The organism is Sneathiella sp. (assembly GCF_047631475.1).
In the GTDB taxonomy this organism is placed as follows: domain Bacteria; phylum Pseudomonadota; class Alphaproteobacteria; order Sneathiellales; family Sneathiellaceae; genus Sneathiella.
In genome coordinates this window covers 1-18,025 of sequence record NZ_JBLHZT010000041.1, presented here as the reverse complement: position 1 = coordinate 18,025, position 18,025 = coordinate 1, and the positions used below count along the sequence as shown (strand labels likewise).

16 protein-coding genes and 1 other RNA gene are annotated in these 18,025 nt (G+C 48.7%); 15 read left to right on the top strand and 2 right to left on the bottom strand.

What is annotated here, in order from left to right:
* Window positions 1-14: 14 nt before the first annotated feature.
* The 11 genes from ACJAYR_RS14575 to ccoS all read left to right on the top strand — a co-directional run bounded on the left by ACJAYR_RS14575 (window position 15) and on the right by ccoS (window position 12,342).
* Window positions 15-1,802, top strand: coding sequence for an acyl-CoA dehydrogenase family protein (locus ACJAYR_RS14575; RefSeq protein WP_415237279.1), 1,788 nt, complete (start codon window positions 15-17; stop codon window positions 1,800-1,802).
* A 260-nt stretch (window positions 1,803-2,062) separates the two neighbouring features.
* Complete coding sequence (locus ACJAYR_RS14570) at window positions 2,063-2,893, top strand: Crp/Fnr family transcriptional regulator (protein ID WP_415237278.1); 831 nt, start codon at window positions 2,063-2,065, stop codon at window positions 2,891-2,893.
* Between the two features lie 13 nt (window positions 2,894-2,906).
* Window positions 2,907-4,256, top strand: coding sequence for an oxygen-independent coproporphyrinogen III oxidase (gene hemN / locus ACJAYR_RS14565; protein ID WP_415237277.1), 1,350 nt, complete (start codon window positions 2,907-2,909; stop codon window positions 4,254-4,256).
* A 216-nt stretch (window positions 4,257-4,472) separates the two neighbouring features.
* The gene (ccoN, locus tag ACJAYR_RS14560; RefSeq protein ID WP_415237276.1) at window positions 4,473-6,095 is read left to right on the top strand and encodes a cytochrome-c oxidase, cbb3-type subunit I; all 1,623 of its coding nucleotides are present in this window, start codon (window positions 4,473-4,475) and stop codon (window positions 6,093-6,095) included.
* 4 nt (window positions 6,096-6,099) lie between these two features.
* Entirely contained in the window at window positions 6,100-6,825 is a 726-nt protein-coding gene (gene ccoO / locus ACJAYR_RS14555) for a cytochrome-c oxidase, cbb3-type subunit II (protein ID WP_415237275.1), read from the top strand.
* Between the two features lie 9 nt (window positions 6,826-6,834).
* Entirely contained in the window at window positions 6,835-6,987 is a 153-nt protein-coding gene (locus tag ACJAYR_RS14550; RefSeq protein ID WP_415237274.1) for a cbb3-type cytochrome oxidase subunit 3, read from the top strand.
* A 2-nt stretch (window positions 6,988-6,989) separates the two neighbouring features.
* A complete protein-coding gene (gene ccoP / locus ACJAYR_RS14545) occupies window positions 6,990-7,856 on the top strand; it encodes a cytochrome-c oxidase, cbb3-type subunit III (protein WP_415237273.1) in 867 nt (288 codons plus the stop codon).
* Between the two features lie 88 nt (window positions 7,857-7,944).
* A complete protein-coding gene (gene ccoG, locus ACJAYR_RS14540) occupies window positions 7,945-9,399 on the top strand; it encodes a cytochrome c oxidase accessory protein CcoG (RefSeq protein ID WP_415237291.1) in 1,455 nt (484 codons plus the stop codon).
* Window positions 9,399-9,893, top strand: a complete 495-nt coding sequence (locus ACJAYR_RS14535; protein ID WP_415237272.1) for a FixH family protein — start codon at window positions 9,399-9,401, stop codon at window positions 9,891-9,893. The genes ccoG and ACJAYR_RS14535 overlap by 1 nt, the downstream gene beginning before the upstream one ends.
* Entirely contained in the window at window positions 9,881-12,199 is a 2,319-nt protein-coding gene (locus tag ACJAYR_RS14530; protein WP_415237271.1) for a cation-translocating P-type ATPase, read from the top strand. The genes ACJAYR_RS14535 and ACJAYR_RS14530 overlap by 13 nt, the downstream gene beginning before the upstream one ends.
* The gene (ccoS, locus tag ACJAYR_RS14525) at window positions 12,196-12,342 is read left to right on the top strand and encodes a cbb3-type cytochrome oxidase assembly protein CcoS (protein WP_169542827.1); all 147 of its coding nucleotides are present in this window, start codon (window positions 12,196-12,198) and stop codon (window positions 12,340-12,342) included. Before ACJAYR_RS14530 ends, ccoS begins: the two co-directional genes overlap by 4 nt.
* Here ccoS and ACJAYR_RS14520 read toward each other — a convergent pair.
* On the bottom strand, window positions 12,339-13,547 hold the full coding sequence (locus ACJAYR_RS14520) for an MFS transporter (RefSeq protein WP_415237270.1): 1,209 nt from the start codon (window positions 13,545-13,547) through the stop codon (window positions 12,339-12,341). The two genes, ccoS and ACJAYR_RS14520, sit on opposite strands and share 4 nt — an antisense overlap.
* A gap of 180 nt (window positions 13,548-13,727) precedes the next feature.
* On the opposite strand from ACJAYR_RS14520, the gene ACJAYR_RS14515 reads away from it, so the two are divergent.
* From ACJAYR_RS14515 to ACJAYR_RS14500, 4 genes are all read left to right on the top strand, one after another.
* Complete coding sequence (locus tag ACJAYR_RS14515) at window positions 13,728-14,504, top strand: TerB family tellurite resistance protein (protein ID WP_415237269.1); 777 nt, start codon at window positions 13,728-13,730, stop codon at window positions 14,502-14,504.
* Window positions 14,505-14,506: 2 nt separating this feature from the next.
* Complete coding sequence (locus ACJAYR_RS14510; RefSeq protein WP_415237268.1) at window positions 14,507-15,220, top strand: N-acetylmuramoyl-L-alanine amidase; 714 nt, start codon at window positions 14,507-14,509, stop codon at window positions 15,218-15,220.
* Window positions 15,221-15,244: 24 nt separating this feature from the next.
* Window positions 15,245-15,627: RNase P RNA component class A (gene rnpB, locus ACJAYR_RS14505), an RNA gene on the top strand.
* 69 nt (window positions 15,628-15,696) lie between these two features.
* Complete coding sequence (locus tag ACJAYR_RS14500) at window positions 15,697-17,571, top strand: cation:proton antiporter (RefSeq protein ID WP_415237267.1); 1,875 nt, start codon at window positions 15,697-15,699, stop codon at window positions 17,569-17,571.
* 12 nt (window positions 17,572-17,583) lie between these two features.
* Here ACJAYR_RS14500 and ACJAYR_RS14495 read toward each other — a convergent pair.
* Window positions 17,584-18,025: YaiI/YqxD family protein (locus ACJAYR_RS14495; protein ID WP_415237266.1), on the bottom strand; the 442-nt coding region annotated here is incomplete at its 5' end.

Below are 18,025 nucleotides of genomic sequence, written 5' to 3'. Positions count from 1 at the left end.
TTTGAGGATCAATAATGCTACAGCAAAGCCGACTGAAAAAGCGGGAAGAACGCACTCTTGAAGATTGGGTGCCAGAAGATTGCCATGGTCTGAATTTCTTTGAAATTGATCAGAGCCTGCAGGATGTCATGGAAATTTATCTTCCTGAAGATCTTCGGGAGCATATGCGACCGGTGTTTCAAAATCTGGGGGAAATTGCGGGCAATCGTCTGGACGAGTTATCAAGAATAGCGGATCGTCATATCCCGGTTTTACATCCGCGGGATGCTCGTGGACGGGACCGAGAATGGATTGAGTTTCATCCTGCCTATCGTGAAATGGAGAAAATCGCCTATGGGGATTTTGGTATTCATTGCATGTCCCATAAAGCCGGTGTCCATGGTTGGCCTGAAAAAATGCCCCCCATGGCCAAGTATATTTTTACCTATTTGTTCACTCAGTCAGAATTTGGCCTAATGTGTCCAATTTCGGTGACGGATACGTCCTATGGTTTGCTTGCAAAGCATGGGCCAAAAGAAGCGATCGACAAGTTTGGCTGGCAGATGCTTAGTCAGGATATGGATGAAATCCATATGGGCGCCCAATTCATGACGGAGAAGGTCGGCGGATCAGAAGTTGCAAATCTTGAAGTGACAGCCAAAAATGAAGATGGGGTTTGGCGCTTATATGGAGACAAATGGTTCTGTTCCTGTGCGGATGCGGAAGTTGCATTGGTGCTTGCCCGTCCGGAAGGGGCCCCAGCCGGCAACCGTGGTCTGGCCATTTTTGCGGTTCCGCGGCATTTGGAAAATGGGGACAGGAACGGTTACAGGATTGTTCGGCTGAAGGATAAAATGGGAACCAAATCCATGGCGTCGGGCGAAATCATTTTTGATGGAGCCATTGGGTACCCCTTTGGGGATGTGGGGGCCAAACCCAACCCGGGACTGCGGCAAATGATGGATCAGGTCGTTATGTCCAGACTTTCCCATGGTGTTCGGGCGGCAGGTATGATGCGGCGTTGCCTGAACGAGGCCCTGATGGTTGCACAAAATCGGGAAGTCTTTGACCAGGAAATTTTGAAAAAACCGTTGATGCGCCGGCAGTTATTGAAGCTCATGCTGCCAACGGAGCAAGCATTGTCCATGATGATGCATGTTGCGACCCAGCTTTACAAATCTGATCAGGGGGATAAAGAGGCTGAAGTACTTAACCGTATTTTGACACCTTTATTGAAATTCAGAGCCTGTCGGGACAATGTTGAGGTTGCTGGCGGTGCTCTAGAGGTGCGGGGGGGATGTGGCTTTATTGAAGACTGGGTTAATCCAAAGCTTGTTCGCGATGCTTATACGGGGCTTTTGTGGGAAGGAACATCCAATATAAATGCTCTTGATATCACAACCCGAGCCGTAGCAAAGGCCCGGGCTCATCTGCCATTGGCCGAGGATCTGAAAGCACGTCTTGATAAAGCTGACGGGGTGCCGGGGCAATATTCGGGAGAACTCTCTGGCCTGATAGATCGGGCAAGGGATTTTGCCGAGGAAGTTGCGGATACACAAAATGAAACTTTGGCCCGTCAGGCGTCAAATGCCCTGTATCATGCAACAACGGCAACGCTTTTTGCAATTGAAGGTGCCGCTTTGGGGGCGGTGGATAAGGACGCGCGCCGACTGCTGCTTTCCCGTCTGGTCATTGACAGCAAATTAAAACCCTTCGATCCATTGCGGCAGGGGGAAGGTCGGTTTGAAGTAGAGGCAGGCAATTGCCTGTTGTCCGGAAAAAAGGTGACGTTGGAACGAGCATCTGACTTACTGTCACTGTAATTCGAAGATACAAACAGAACCGAACTGAAGAATAATATCCGATGAAAACAGCGCCTGAATGGCGCTGTTTTTTTAACGTGTCAATTTGTCGCGCTGATTTGACGATTTTTGTTTTTCTTAAAGAAGTGAGGAAAACCGGGCTTTCCGGCGGCCACAATCTTTTGCATCCAGCAATAAAAGATCCCTGCGACATCCTACCGCATTGAGGCATTGAGGGGACGGGTTGATGATCCGGGTGTGGAGATGAGCGGGAGATAAGGATGGATATTATGGCCCCAGAAAATACAATCGAGCGTAAAAAAGTAACAAGTCAGGCTTTTGATACTTCTGTATCTGAAGGATGCACGAAGTTTAATTTTACGGCAGGACAGGGCAATCAGCCAAAGACTGATTATTGTTCAAACTGTGCGGCTCATGAATTGGCCCTTTGCTCCGCTCTTGAAGGTGAAGAACTCCTTGAATTTGGAAATGACAGCACCCACAAGACCCTCAAGCCCGGTCAAATGCTGTTTAGCGAATATGACGAAGCAAATAATTTCTACACCGTTGTTTCTGGTGAGGTCAGATTATCCCGAATGCTTGATGATGGCAGGCGTCAGATTACCGGCTTTAAATCGATCGGAGATTTTGTAGGTCTTAGTGCAGGCAAGCAATACACAGTTGATGCTGAAGCGATCGATGAAGTTGTTGTTTGTCAGTTTAACGTTGGCCGGTTGAACCGGTCTATGAAAGAGCATGTGGAAATTCAATCTCGCCTTATGCAGATGATGCAGGCGGAGGTGATCAGCCTGCAAGATCATATGCTTCTGCTTGGACGCAAAACGCCCGTTGAGAAAATCGCTAATTTTTTATTCGAACGGGCGCAAAAGAAATTTAAACGCAATGGTGAGAATGAAGACACAAATTCGGTCGTTCTTACATTGCCTATGAGCCGCACAGATATTGCTGACTTTCTTGGTCTGACAATTGAAACAGTGAGCCGGACAATTACCAAGCTGCGTAAGCAAGGGGTTATCTCTTTAATCTCTTCTCAGGAAGTCGAAATTCATGATCTTAGCGAGCTTCATTTGCTTGCGGACGGCGAAGGCTAGGCGGGAAAACGGAATGACTGATAATCTGGCCAGAAAATATGACGCCCCTGTACCGCGTTATACAAGCTATCCAACGGCTCCGCATTTTCAGCCAATGGACGACGGCGAAGAGTACGGGGGCTGGCTGCAAACGTTGAGCAGGGATACAGCGTTATCACTGTATCTGCACGTTCCGTTTTGTCGGCAGATGTGCTGGTATTGTGGTTGTAATACCAAAATTTCGCAAAAAGATGAGCCAATTGCTCAATATGCAGCCGCGCTAAGGGCTGAATTGGCAACGGTCATTAAGGCTTTGCCGGGACGTTTTACCGTTTCCCATGTTCATTGGGGTGGCGGCACGCCAAGTATTCTGGCGCCAGATGATTTCACCAGCATCATGGACATGATCAATACCTATTTTGATTATTCGGAAAATGCTGAACGGGCCATAGAGATTGACCCTCGTACACTTGATGCCTCTGTTGTTGAGGCGATGGTTGCAGGCGGTATCAATCGTGCGAGCCTTGGGGTTCAGGATTTTAACATTAAAGTTCAAAGAGCGATTAATCGCGTCCAGTCGTTTGAAGCCACAAAAGCGGCAGTGGATAGCCTTCGGGCAAATGGTATCGAACGTTTGAATTTTGATCTTATGTATGGCCTGCCCTTACAAACCGTCGAAGATGTTCGCAAGACAGTTGCCTTGTCTCATTCACTTAAACCAGATCGTATTGCGCTCTTCGGGTATGCCCATGTGCCATGGATGAAGAAGCATATGCGTCTGATCAACGATGCTGATTTACCTGGAACCTCAGAACGGATCGCACAGGCGAAAGCAGCAGCAGATGCGCTTCTTGAGCTGGGATACGTTCAAATTGGACTGGATCATTTTGCTCGGGCGGATGATGACATGAGCCTTGCCCTGAAAAACGGGGATTTACAGCGCAATTTCCAAGGCTACACAACGGATGCCTCTGATGCCTTGATCGGAATTGGGGCGTCGTCAATTGGAAAGCTGCCTCAGGGATATGTTCAGAATGTTACTAGCATACCGGATTATGAACGGCGTGTTCTTAATAATGGCTTTGCAATTAGCAAAGGGGTCGCAGTGTCAACGGATGATAAAATGCGCCGTGAGATTATTGAAAGGCTGATGTGTGATCTGGCTGTTGATCTGGCTGAGGTCGCCAACCGGTATGACGTAACACCTGAGTATTTGGACGATGAACTTCTACGGCTTCGGTCTTTTGAAGAGGATGGCTTGTTGGAAATTTCGGGGCGAAAAATTCTTGTTCTGGAAGAAGGGCGGTATTTGGTTCGTACGATTTGTGCGGTTTTTGATACCTATCTCGGAAACGGGCCCGGGAAACACTCGCGGGCAGTTTAGTAAAATTCTAACGAATAATGCAAATTATGCTAAGATTAACCATGCGGGCAATTCACGCGGTTTGTAGACGGAGTGCACACTCTTGACCCAAATCAATGCGCGGAGCGCCTGAGGGACATAGTAAAGAGTGGGGGAGTTTGTGTTTTTCAGGCGAGCGTCTGGCAAATTGCGGCTTCTTTAATCTAGCATTAAATGAAAAACAAACGGATGACTGGTATGAACCTGTTATGGATAGCCTTGTCGATCATTGGGGCAATCTTGGGACTTCTGCTTTCTGCCAAAGCACAGGACCAAGGTATGATGATCCATGGCGCAATATTCGCGCTGGCGTCAGTTCTTGCCGCGTATGCCTTGATTTCAAGGCACTACAGCACTGGCAATAAAACTGTCGTAGAAACCGGAGGCGTAAATTATAACATCGAGATCGTAAAAGCCGGTGTTATTGCTTCTACATTCTGGGGAATAGTCGGCTTTTTGGTCGGGGTTGTAATCGCCCTCCAGCTTGCTTTTCCTGAACTAAATCTGGATTTGCCTTGGACAAGTTTCGGTCGCCTGCGGCCATTGCATACGTCCGGCGTGATTTTTGCCTTTGGCGGCAATATCCTGTTGATGACCTCTTTCCATGTTGTGCAGCGGACTTGTAAAGCAAGGCTCGCTGGGGACATCGCACCTTGGTTTGTTTTCTGGGGGTATCAGCTGTTTATCGTGCTGGCGGCCTCTGGTTACGTTCTGGGTGTGACCCAGTCCAAAGAATATGCTGAACCAGAATGGTATGTTGATATCTGGCTCACCGCCGTCTGGGTTACCTATTTGTTTGTTTTCCTTGCAACCCTTTGGAAGCGTGAAGAAAAGCATATTTATGTGGCGAACTGGTTCTATCTTGCGTTCATCGTCACTGTCGCGATGCTTCATTTGGTGAACAACCTGTCCATGCCGGTCAGTCTGACAGGGGTTAAGAGTTACTCCTTGTTCTCAGGAGTACAGGACGCGTTGACGCAGTGGTGGTATGGCCATAATGCGGTTGGCTTCTTCCTGACCGCCGGCTTCCTTGGCATCATGTATTACTTCATTCCGAAGCGGGTGAACCGTCCGGTCTATTCATACCGGTTGTCGATCATTCACTTCTGGGCTCTGATTTTCTTATATATCTGGGCCGGACCTCACCACTTGCATTATACAGCATTGCCTGACTGGTCGCAGACACTTGGAATGACATTTTCCATTATCCTCTGGATGCCTTCATGGGGTGGCATGATTAATGGTTTGATGACGTTGTCGGGGGCATGGGACAAGCTAAGAACCGATCCGGTTGTTCGCTTCTTGGTAACATCGGTCGCCTTCTACGGTATGAGTACATTTGAAGGCCCATTAATGTCGATCAAAGCGGTGAACGCGCTTAGCCATTACACGGACTGGACGGTTGGTCATGTGCATTCCGGTGCCCTTGGCTGGGTTGCTTATGTCAGCTTTGGTGCGCTTTACTTCCTCGTTCCTGTTGTTTGGAACCGCAAGTCGCTTTATTCCGACAAACTGGTCAATATGCATTTCTGGATTTCCACGATTGGTATCCTTCTTTACATCACCTCCATGTGGGTTTCCGGTATCCTGCAAGGTTTGATGTGGCGTGCGTATGATGCCTTCGGTTTCCTTGAATATTCGTTCAGTGAAACAGTGGAAGCAATGCATCCATTCTATGTTATTCGGGCGATGGGCGGCGTATTGTTCCTCATTGGCGCGTTGATCATGGCGTATAATCTGTGGCGGACTGCACGTGGCGATGTACGGCAATCTGAAGCGGAACACCTTGTTCCAAATGCCGAATTCGCAGCGGGGAGATAAGTAAATGATTAGTCATAAAGTCATTGAGAAAAACTCCATCCTTATGCTGGTTTTGACCCTTGTGGTTGTCTCCATCGGTGGTTTGATCGAGATTGCTCCACTTTTTTATCTGGAAAGCACAATTGAAAAAGTGAAGGGTATGCGACCCTATAGTCCATTGGAATTGGCGGGCCGTAACATCTATATCCGCGAAGGGTGCTATAACTGTCATAGCCAGATGATCCGTCCTCTTCGGGACGAAGCAGAACGCTATGGCCATTATAGTCTGGCAGCGGAGAGTATGTATGACCATCCTTTCCAGTGGGGATCAAAGCGGACAGGACCCGATCTTGCCCGTGTTGGGGGCCGATATTCTGATGAATGGCATGTCACCCATATGAAAAATCCACGGGATGTGGTCCCTGAGTCTGTCATGCCAGCTTATTCTTTCCTCGCAAAAACAGAGCTGAATGTTCCTGATATTGCAGGAGATTTGATTGCGAACCGTCGAGTTGGTGTTCCTTACACCGATGAAATGATTGCAGTAGCGGAACAGGATTTGCGGACACAGGTTAATCCTGACGCGGATGAAGTGGATGATCTTTTGGCCCGTTACCCCAAAGCGCAAGTGCGCGACTTTGATGGGGATCCAAGTAAAATTTCTGAACTGGACGCGTTGATTGCGTACTTGCAGATGCTTGGCACACTGGTCGATTTTACATCTTATGATGCAGAAGCTGGCAAGAGATAGGGGGCCGATATGAGTTTTCAAGAGGTTTCAGTCTTCGCGCAAACCTATGGGCTGGTCTATTTGTTTGTGTTGTTTTTGATCGTGGTTGCTTACGCACTTTGGCCGAAAAACAAAGAAAAGTTCGATCATGCAGCCAAGATTCCGCTTGATGAGAAGGAGTAACAATGTCCAAAATTGAAAGAGATGAAGTATCGGGCACTGATACCACTGGTCATGAGTGGGATGGTATTCGGGAGCTGGATACGCCAATGCCGCGTTGGTGGTTGTGGACATTCTATGCCACAATTTTGTGGGCGATCGGGTACTGGATCGTTATGCCCGCATGGCCAATGGTCAGTGATTACACGAAGGGTTATCTGAATTATTCTTCTCGGGATAATCTGGAAAAAGAAATAGCGGCCATCGAGGAAAGTCGTGCCGATATTGTTCAGACCCTTCAGGACACACAGATCACGGATGTTAAAGCAAATCCTGAACTCTATCAGTTTGCGTTGTCTGGTGGACGGTCCCATTACGCAGTGAATTGTTCACAGTGCCATGGATCCGGAGCCCAAGGAGCCGCTGGTTTTCCAAACCTGAACGATGACGATTGGTTATGGGGAGGACGTGTTGAAGATATTTATCAGACTATTCAATACGGCATCCGTTCTAACCATGAAGACACGCGTTCTGGTGAAATGCCAGCTTTCTTGACGGATGAAATTCTGGAGAAAGACCAGATTAATGATGTCACGGAATATGTTCTGTCCCTTTCTCAGGAAGGGCGTGACATGGAGAGCGCTGAACGCGGTAAGGCGATTTTTGCCGAGGAGTGTGCAAGCTGCCATGGAGATAACGCAAAAGGGTCAACCGAAGTCGGGGCACCTAATCTGACAGACGCTATCTGGTTTTATGGTGGTGATAAAAACACGATTGCCAGAACAATCGCAAAGGGCCGGGCAAATGTCATGCCCGCTTGGGCAGATCGACTGGATGATACGGTTGTCCGCCAGATTGCCCTTTATGTACACTCATTGGGCGGTGGTCAATAAGCCGCCCTTTGAAAGAAGTCCTACTATCTGATGCTAGATAAGTGTGTGCGTCTCCTATGAGACGCACACCGACTGGAGTAAAACCGTGGTGCACACACCCGTGGAAAAAGTTGACGTTCAAGCTGTCAATAAAAAAGAAAACCGGTCCCTTTACAAGAAACGCGAAAAAATCCAACCCAAACGGGCGACCGGTAGTTTTCGGCGTCTTAAGTGGATTATTATGGGGATTACTCTGGCAATTTACTATATTACCCCTTGGATTCGTTGGGATCGGGGTGTTGGCGCCCCTGATCAGGCCGTCCTGGTTGATTTTCAGCATAACCGGTTTTACTTCTTCTTTATCGAGCTGTGGCCACAGGAAGTTTACTATATCACGGGGATATTGATCCTTTCCGCATTGGCCCTTTTTCTGGTTACTTCGTTATTTGGCCGCGCATGGTGCGGCTACTCCTGTCCACAAACCGTTTGGACAGATTTGTTTATTTTCGTCGAACGGGCAATCGAGGGTGATCGAAATGCGCGTCTGAAGCTTGATAAGGCAAAAATGACCGGTGGCAAATTCGCAAAACGGTTTGTCAAACATAGCATCTGGTTGCTTATTGGGTTGCTGACAGGCGGTGCATGGGTTTTTTATTTTGCAGATGCGCCGACCTTATTAAGAGAACTTCTGGTAGGAGAGGCGCAGGTTATCGCCTATTCCAGTGTGGCAGTCCTGACAGCCACGACTTATGTCTTTGGCGGGTTGATGCGGGAACAGGTATGCACCTATATGTGTCCTTGGCCGCGTATCCAGGGGGCCATGGTTGACGAGGAAACACTGACGGTTACCTATCATGCACCCCGCGGTGAGCCGCGTGGCCCTCATAAGAAAAATGATACGTGGGAGGGTCGCGGACATTGTATCGACTGTAACCAGTGTGTTGCGGTCTGCCCAATGGGGATTGATATCCGCGACGGTGCCCAGTTGGAATGTATTACTTGCGCCCTATGTATTGATGCATGTGATAGTGTGATGGAAAAGGTTGGCCTTCCAAAAGGGTTAATCAGTTATGATACCCATGAAGGGCAATTCGATAAGACGCCGGATAAAAAGCTAAAGGTTCGTCTGATCCGCCCCCGGACGCTTGCCTATGTTGGTTTATTGTCTGTTGTGGGCGGGGTTATGCTGTTTACATTGCTGAACCGGTCGGTTTTGGATGTGAACGTGATCCGCGATCGGAACCCGCTGTTTGTTACCCTTTCGGACGGGCAAATTCGGAATGGATATACGGTCAAGATTTTAAACAAAATACATGAAGACCGGCGTTTTCAGATAACCATTGAAGGGCTACCCAATTCATCCGCCTGGTTACAGGTAGAAGGCCCAAGACACCCCGAAATGATTGTTCCTGTGCCAGGTGATGCTTTGTCCAGTGTGAAATTGTTTGTTTCAGCCCCCAATAGTGATTTGACGGACAGCAGTCAGGATATTTCGATCGTTGTAAAAGACCTCATAAATGGACAGACTGAAATTCAGGAAACAACCTTTAAAGGACCGAAATAATGGAGTCAGCGATCCCTCGTAAACTCAAAGGCATTCATGTTTTTTATATGCTGGCTGGATTTTTTGGCGTCATGTTTGCGGTAAACGGTGTTTTCGTTTATTTCGCACTGACCAGTTTTTCCGGTATTTCTGTACAGGATGCCTATAAAAAGGGTCTGTCTTATAATGAAGAGATTTCCCGCTTTGAGGATCAGCAAGCACGCGGTTGGAAGACTGATCTGGTCGTTGAAATTCTGGAAGATAAAAAAGTATTCCTTTCTTTAACCGTTTCCGACAAGCAAAATCAGAAAATCAACGATATCGGAGCGTCCCTGTTGGTCAGCCGACCAGCCAGAGAAGATCAGGATCAGCTGTTCACAATGGTACCCACCCGGGCAGGCTTTGAATTGGAGACCACGTTCGCTGAGCCGGGCCAATGGGATCTGCTGATCACGCTGAAAGGCGGCGGTTTTGACAAACCCTATCGGGTGGAGAAACGGATATGGGTGAAGTAACGCAACCTTCCCAAAGCCTGTTATCCTCAAACGTCTTTCGGGACGGGGGTGGAAACTGCTGTGCTGGCGGGGCTATTGCCTTGGCCCGCTCATCTGGTCCGCAAGCCGATTACATGGATTTCGTATCCGCTGATCCCAAGGCTTTTGTGACCCATGATGAAGATGGGTATGCGATGTTGCATCTTCTTGTGGAAAATATGCATTGCGCCAATTGTATTCGCAGCATTGAAAAGGCCTTGAACTCTCAGGATGCGGTTCTCGATGGTCGGGTTAATTTCTCTACTCGGCGCTTGCTGGTACGCTGGGATGAAAACGCCGCGGAAGCGGCTGATATTGTCAAACCCGTTATTGATCTTGGGTATCCACTGACCCCCTATAACGCTGAAATGATGCAGTCGGCCTCAGAGGAAGAGGATCGCCGCCTTTTAAAAGCTCTGGGTGTCGCTGGCTTCGCCGCCATGAACGTTATGCTTTTGTCTGTTTCGGTTTGGGCGGGCCTGTTTTCTGAGGATATGGGGGTCGCAACCCGTGATTTTATGCATTGGATTTCCGCACTGATTGCGATGCCTGCCGTTGCTTATTCTGGTCAGGTCTTTTTTCAGTCTGCAATCGGTGCATTGCGGGCGGGCCGTCTTAATATGGATGTCCCGATTTCTCTGGCGGTAATATTGGCCACAGGAATGAGCCTGGCGGAGACAATTCAAAGCGGTGAATATGCCTATTTTGACGCTGCGGTAACCCTGCTGTTCTTCCTGCTGATTGGTCGTTTTCTGGATAACCGGGCGCGAAGTAAAGCCCGCTCAGCAGCGGAGCGGCTATTGTTAATGAAGGCGGTTGCCGCCACTATTGTGGAAGAAGACGGTTCTCATAAATCCATACCAGTAGACGCGGTGACGCCGGGGACCTGTGTTCATGTTGCTGTTGGTGACCGGTTCCCGATTGATGGAGATATCATTCTGGGCCGAACCAGTATTGATAATAGTCTGGTGACCGGCGAAAGCCTTCCTGAAGAGGCCGGGATTGGCGCTTCTGTTTTTGCAGGCACCTTAAATCTGACGGGTCCCGTGCAGGTGAAGGCCACTAAAACCGGCGATAATACTCTTCTTGGGGATATTGTCCGACTTATGGAAAACGCCGAGCAGGGCCGGGCAAAATATGTACGGCTTGCCGACCGGGTCGCAGAATATTATGCCCCCGTTGTTCATATTCTGGCTGCCCTGACTTTCGCAGGATGGTGGTTGCTTGGGCATGACTGGCAATTGTCGCTGTTGCAAGCGGTCGCGGTTCTAATCATTACCTGTCCTTGCGCTTTGGGGCTGGCTGTTCCTGTCGTACAGGTTGTTGCCAGTGGCCGTTTGCTCGGGAAAGGTATTTTGGTAAAGGCCGCAGATGGCCTGGAAAAGCTGGCAAAGGTTGATACCATTGTTTTTGATAAAACAGGGACACTGACGGAAGGGCGCCTCGAATTTATCAATGGTGGCACTGTAGCCGATAAGGATCTGAAGCTCGCCGCTGATATAGCGCTTACCAGTCGCCACCCGTTGGCGCAGGCTGTGGTTCGTGCCGCGGGCGGTGCAACCGGATGCGAAGGCGTTACTGAACATCCGGGCGCCGGATTGGCGGTGGACTTCGGTGATGGGGAAATTCGTTTGGGAAGCCGTGAATGGTGTGGTGTTGATGGTAAAAATGCACCGAGCCCCACCGGGCCTGAGATGTGGCTGAAGCGGCCGGGCTGTGAAGCCGTGCAGTTTTTATTTTCCGATTGTTTGCGTGAGGATGCACGGAAAACGATTTCACAGCTTAGGTCAATGGGCCTGCGGATAGAGCTTTTGTCTGGTGACAGAAATGAAGTGGCCGCGGACATTGCCCTTGCCGCTGGTATCGATCATTGGAAAGCGGGTGTAAAGCCTGAAGGTAAAGTTGCCCATTTGGAAGCTTTAAAAGAGCAAGGCTCTAAAGTTATGATGGTCGGAGACGGTCTGAATGATGCGCCTGCTTTGGCCGCCGCCCATGTTTCCATGTCTCCCTCAACGGCCTCTGATATTAGCCAAACTGCCGCAGATTTTGTGTTTCAGGGTCGTCAGCTTGGGGCGGTTGTGGAGGCGGTTAAAGTTGCCCGGCTATCGCATCGTCTGGTTATTCAGAATTTTGGTTTGGCCTTCCTGTATAACGCAATTGCGGTTCCGTTAGCGGTTATGGGATTTGTGACCCCCTTGTTTGCATCTATCGCAATGTCGGCGTCCTCTTTGGTCGTTGTGTTCAATTCCATGCGTCTGAAATTGTCAGATAAAAAGGATATGGTATGAGTGCCCTGATTTATCTGATCCCGATTGCGTTATTCATGGGGGGGCTTGGCTTGGCTGCCTTTCTATGGAGTTTAAAATCCGGTCAGTATGACGATCTGGATGGCGCTGCCAACAGGATTTTATTTGACGAAGACGAAGACTAGATTTTTTCAGCGATCAGCACGTCATCCTGCGGAAAGCGTGGCCCTTTGATCGTTTCGTTGCCTGGTGCAGGCTGTCTGGGAATGTTAAATGAACAAATCAAAGAGAACGCGGCCATTGCTGCCCCGGCCAGAAAAACACTAGCGGGGGACGTCAACCATAAAATGCCAAACAGAACAGGGATGACCACCGCGGCGATATGGTTGATGGTAAAACTGACACTGGCTGTAGAGGCCATGTCTTTCGGATCGGCGATCTTCTGGAAATAGCTTTTGATACCGATGGCAAAAGCAAAGAATAAATGGTCAACGACATACAGTCCTGCCGCCAGATTGCTATCCTCAACAAACGCGTAGCCTGTGAACACCATCATTAGCCCAACATATTCAAAAATAAGAGCCTTTCTTTCACCCCAATGAGAAATCAGACGACCAATTTTAGGTGCGAGAAAAATATTGATGGCATGATTTAAAAGGTAAAGGGCGGTTATGGTGGAAATGGCGTAATCAAATTTTTCCACCATCATAAAGCCCGCAAAAACCATAAATATCTGCCGTCGCGCGCCAGAGAGGAAGGTCAGCGCGTAATATAGCCAATAGCGTTTTCTCAAAACGATGGTTTTGGTTTGATGCACTTTGGTTCCAAACAAAGGGTAGGCCGACCAGGTTATCAAAGCGGTAAAGATGGCGACACCACCCCCCAACGCATAGATGATGGCAAAATCCATCCCGGCAAATTTAGTTGCACAATATATCAAGCCGTAAACGGCAAGCGAGGCAAAAGCCTGTGCCGATATTTGGCGCCCCATGACAAGTGGCGTGCGGTCTTTTGAAACAAGTTGCAAGGTCAGGGATTGCCGCAGAGTTTCATGATAGTGAAAACCAACAGACATGAGAATTGTGGTCAGGTAGAAGCCAATCTCTGATGGAAACAGTCCGGTAATTGCAACACCAATCCCAAAAACGAGCAGCGAAATCATCAACAGGCGCTGTTCAGAAATGATCAAAAGGACAAAGATGACCGTGAAGGCGAGCAATCCCGGTACTTCACGCAATGATTGCAGAATGCCAATTTCACGGCCTGTAAAATTGATGGCGTCAACGGCGAAATTGTTGAGCAAAGCAAGCCATGTCGCAAAGCCCGCGCCCCATCCAGCAGCGGTGACCATGAGAAGATATTCTGGTTTTTGCCATTGTTTTACTGTCATGCGTATTATCCGGGATAAAAAAACTGAGGCAGAAAGTGTAACAAATTCTGCGGTCGTCTATCTTTCGACAAAAAGTCAATTTATGCCTTGAAACGGACAAATTGAAGTATTTTATTGCTTACTTGTTCGCGTAATAATCACAGCGAAGTCGACTAGCCGTTTCATTCCTGCGCTGATAGTATGGCGGAAACACGTTGTTTGGAAAGTGAGTTTATGGCGGTTTGGGGAAAAATATTCGGCGGTGCAGCTGGGCTTTTGCTCGGGGGGCCCTTGGGCGCTCTGGTGGGTGGTATTGCCGGACATGTCGTTGATAAATATAGAGAAGGCCCTGATTCAGAGGGTGAGGGTGTCGCAGACAGCGGGGGGCTAAAGCAAGTCGCGTTCACAATTGCTGTGATCGCGCTGGGTGCCAAGCTAGCAAAGGCTGATGGCGTTGTGACCCGGGATGAGGTTGATGCGTTCAAGCGGGTTTTTCGCATCCCTCCAGAAGAACAGAAAAATTTTGCTAAGGTCTTCGATCGGGCACGGCAGAGCACGGCTGGCTACGAGGGGTATGCCCAGCAGGTTGAAAGGATGTTCCGTGATACGCCTCAGGTTATGGAAGATTTGCTCCATGGTCTGTTTTCCATTGCGATGGCCGATGGGGTTCTTCATCCAGATGAAGATGCCTACTTGAAAAACATTGCCCGGATTTTCGGCTTCAATGATGATGATTATAATCGTTTCCGAGGATATCACGTTGGTGAAGACGTCCGGGACCCATATCAAATCCTTGGGGTGCCCAAAGATATCTCGGACGCTGATCTTAAGAAAGCCTATCGCGCGCTGATTAGAGACAACCACCCGGACAAAGTCATGGCACAGGGGTTGCCGCAGGAATTTGTCGATGTGGCTAATGAAAAATTGGCAATCATAAACAGCGCTTATGACGAGCTTTGCAAGCGTCGCAATATTTAGAGATGGCGGGCACCGATATTGACATTCTCTGGTATCCGTCTCCCAACTTCAATGAAAGGCGCCATAACAAAACGCCGTCAATTTTGGTGCAGCATTATACGGGCATGAAGAATGCGCAGGAGGCACTTGCGCGACTATGTGATCCAGAGGCTGAGGTAAGTGCGCATTATCTCATTGATGAAGACGGTGCCGTTTATCAGTTGGTCGATGAAAAAAAGCGGGCGTGGCACGCCGGCTTTGGGAGTTGGCGGGGAGAAACGGATATCAATTCTGCCTCTATTGGAATTGAAATTGTTAATCCGGGGCACGAATTCGGGTATCGCCAGTTTTCTGAGATGCAGATGAACTCTGTAATTTCGCTTTCCAAATCGATAGTTGAGCGGCATCAGATTGCCAGATTTAATGTCATTGGGCATTCTGACCTTGCCCCGGAACGAAAACAGGATCCGGGGGAATTGTTTGATTGGAAGCGCTTGGCCGAAAACGGGGTTGGACTGTGGCCCGAGGCTGTTCAAAATAATGAGTTCGTTTCCGATGACGACTATCAACATGCTTTAGAAGTTATCGGGTATGCGGTGAAGAGTGAAAATTTGTCGGATGTGACAGCTGCGTTTCAGCGTCACTGGCGACAGGAGAATGTGAGCGGCATTGCGGACGCGGAAACCCGTATGATTGCTAAATCCATACTAAACAGCGTCCTTCGCTTGACCAATTGAACAGACAGGGGTAAGCAGGGCATACCAGATGGCTGGATGATCGCTGCCCCGATAAGGGGGAGAGGAAAGTCCGGGCTCCACGGAAATACGGTGCCGGTTAATGGCCGGCGGGGGTGACCCTAGGGAAAGTGCCACAGAAAGCAAACCGCCTGTTCTTACAGGTAAGGGTGAAAGGGTGCGGTAAGAGCGCACCGCGCGTCTGGTAACAGAAGCGGCATGGTAAACCCCACCGGGAGCAAAACCAAATAGGGACGGCCGATGTAGGGATGTATGTCTGCTACGTAAGCTGGTTTTCCGAGCTGCTGTCCGGGTTGGTTGCTTGAGGTGTTTGGCAACAGGCACCCTAGACGAATGATCATCCATCGAGAAATCGAGGACAAAACCCGGCTTACAGGCCATCTGGTCTTTATCATGTCTTGATACACTTGATGCCTTTCAGGGACGGATTTATAAGGGTAGAAAAGACGGGGTAGAATGTGAATATCAGTGCGCCATTGAAAACCACCTTCCGGCATTCTTTCCAAGTGCTGGTATTCTTTCTGGTTGGAACGTCGACGGCCAACGCCGCGGGCGGTCATCTGGAACCATTGGTGTATGACATTGGTATCTGCCTGTTTGCAGCCAGTTTACTCGCCATCCTTTTTGCCCGATTTAAAATACCGAGTATCGCGGCATTCCTGTTGGCAGGCATTCTCGTCGGGCCGGTTGGTTTTAAGTTGATTACGGATCCGCGGAATATTGAGACCATTGCGGAACTGGGCTTCATCTTATTATTGTTCATGATCGGTGTTGAAATTGATATCCGCAAAATTGCAAAAAGTGGAAAAGTCATTATCACTTCGGGAATACTGCAATATCCGCTAACGGTTCTATTCGGCGTTCTGGTGGTTAAGGCTCTAATATGGCTGGGTTTTTCGAACGTATTCCCGGGTGATTATGATGCGCTTTACTTCGGAATTTTCATCGCGGGCTCGTCCACTCTACTTGTCGTTAAGATGTTTCAGGAGAATTACGAGCTGGATACTGAATCCGGTCATCTTTCTTTGGGCATTCTGGTCTTTCAGGATATCTGGGCGGTTATTGTCCTGACATTGCAGCCAACCTTCAACTCGCCTGAGCTAACGACTGTTCTTATCTCGTTTTTTGGTATGTTTTTGTTGGTTGCTATTACCTATCTGTTGGCAAAGGGTTTTATCGCGCAGACTTTCAAGTGGCTTGCGAAAGAGCCGCAGATGATTTTTGTCGCCTCTATTGGATGGTGCTTCTCCGTTGTGTTTATTGGTAGCAGCCTGGATCTTATGGCGGGAACAATTTTCGAACTGGACGTGACATTGTCAGTAGGCTCGGGGATGAGCGCCCTGATTGCAGGCATGACAATCGCGGCGCTTCCATACAGCCGGGATATTATTGCCAAGGTGGGTATTGTCCGCGATTTCTTTATCGTGTTGTTCTTTGTGGGTTTAGGCATGAGTGTGCCTGTTCTGGACAACTTTATGGTCCCGGCACTGGCTGTTGTCCTCGCCGTATTTTCACTGTTAAGCCGGCAAATAGTGTTCTTCCCTTTGTTCTACTTCACCGGCGGTGACCAGCGACTGGCCCAAGTGACGTCCCTGAGGTTGGCGCAACTTTCAGAATTCGGTCTTGTGATCGCATATTTGGGCAGCCAGCTTGGTCATATTTCAAGTGATATGTCGGGGGCGATTATTTTCGGGTTTATAATGACCGCTTTGTTGACGCCCGTTCTATACCGGAACGCCCATCGGTATTACGGCCGGATGTCACCATTGCTACATCGTCTGGGTTTTAAAGAACCGCCTGTATCCTCGAATGAGCTTGAGGCTAATCCTGAGATTGTGCTGTTAGGGTTTCACCGTGTCGCCTCGTCATTGTTGCATGAAATAAGTGTGCACAGGCCGGAGCTTCTGAAAAAAATTCTTGTTATTGACTTCAACGTGCAAATTCATGCTGCCATTCGACGACTGGGCGTTGGGGTGCGATATGGTGACCTTGCCAGCGAGCAAACGCTCAGTCATTCAGGCATTGAAAAAGCAAAAGTCGTTGTCGCCACCATTTCTGACGATATTCTACGTGGCACAAGCAACCATAAACTTGTTCAAACCATTCGCCAGATCAATCCCGACGCTATTGTTATTTCCAATGCCGAACAACCGCTGAACGCCAAAGATATCTACGAAGCGGGGGCTGATTATGTTTACATGGGGCGGGTCAATACTGCTCGTGCGCTGGAGGAGATAATCGAGCGAACCCTGGATGGTACGTTAAGCGATTATCGACAGGAACAGGAAGAAAAGCATGGCAAATCTCATGAAAGGTCTGAAATTCTCCATTAGAACTCCCGATCTTTAAAACCGGGGGCGCTGGCCTTTTTTCAGTTTTTGCAGAATATTCTCCAGATTGTTCAGGAAACTAGATCTGTCTTTTTTTGTGAACGCGGCATTATATCCTGATATTTCACCAGTTTCGCGCAAATGTGCGTTCAGGTCACGCATTGCCAAAGACATGCCAATTGATTGATTTGTAAAAGGTTTGCCTGACGAGTTGAGGACGATCGCTGATTTCTTCAGACACCGGTCCGCCAACGGAATGTCGGAGGTGATAACCACATCCTGATCCGTTATTTTCTCAGCGATCCAGTTGTCGGCAGCGTCAAAACCATCATCGACAACAATTTGCTCGATCAATTCACTCGGAGGGACCCGCATCCAGCTGTTGCTGACAACAAACGTTTTCAGGTTGTGGCGGCCGGCTACGCGGTAGATTTCGTCTTTGACAGGACACGCATCT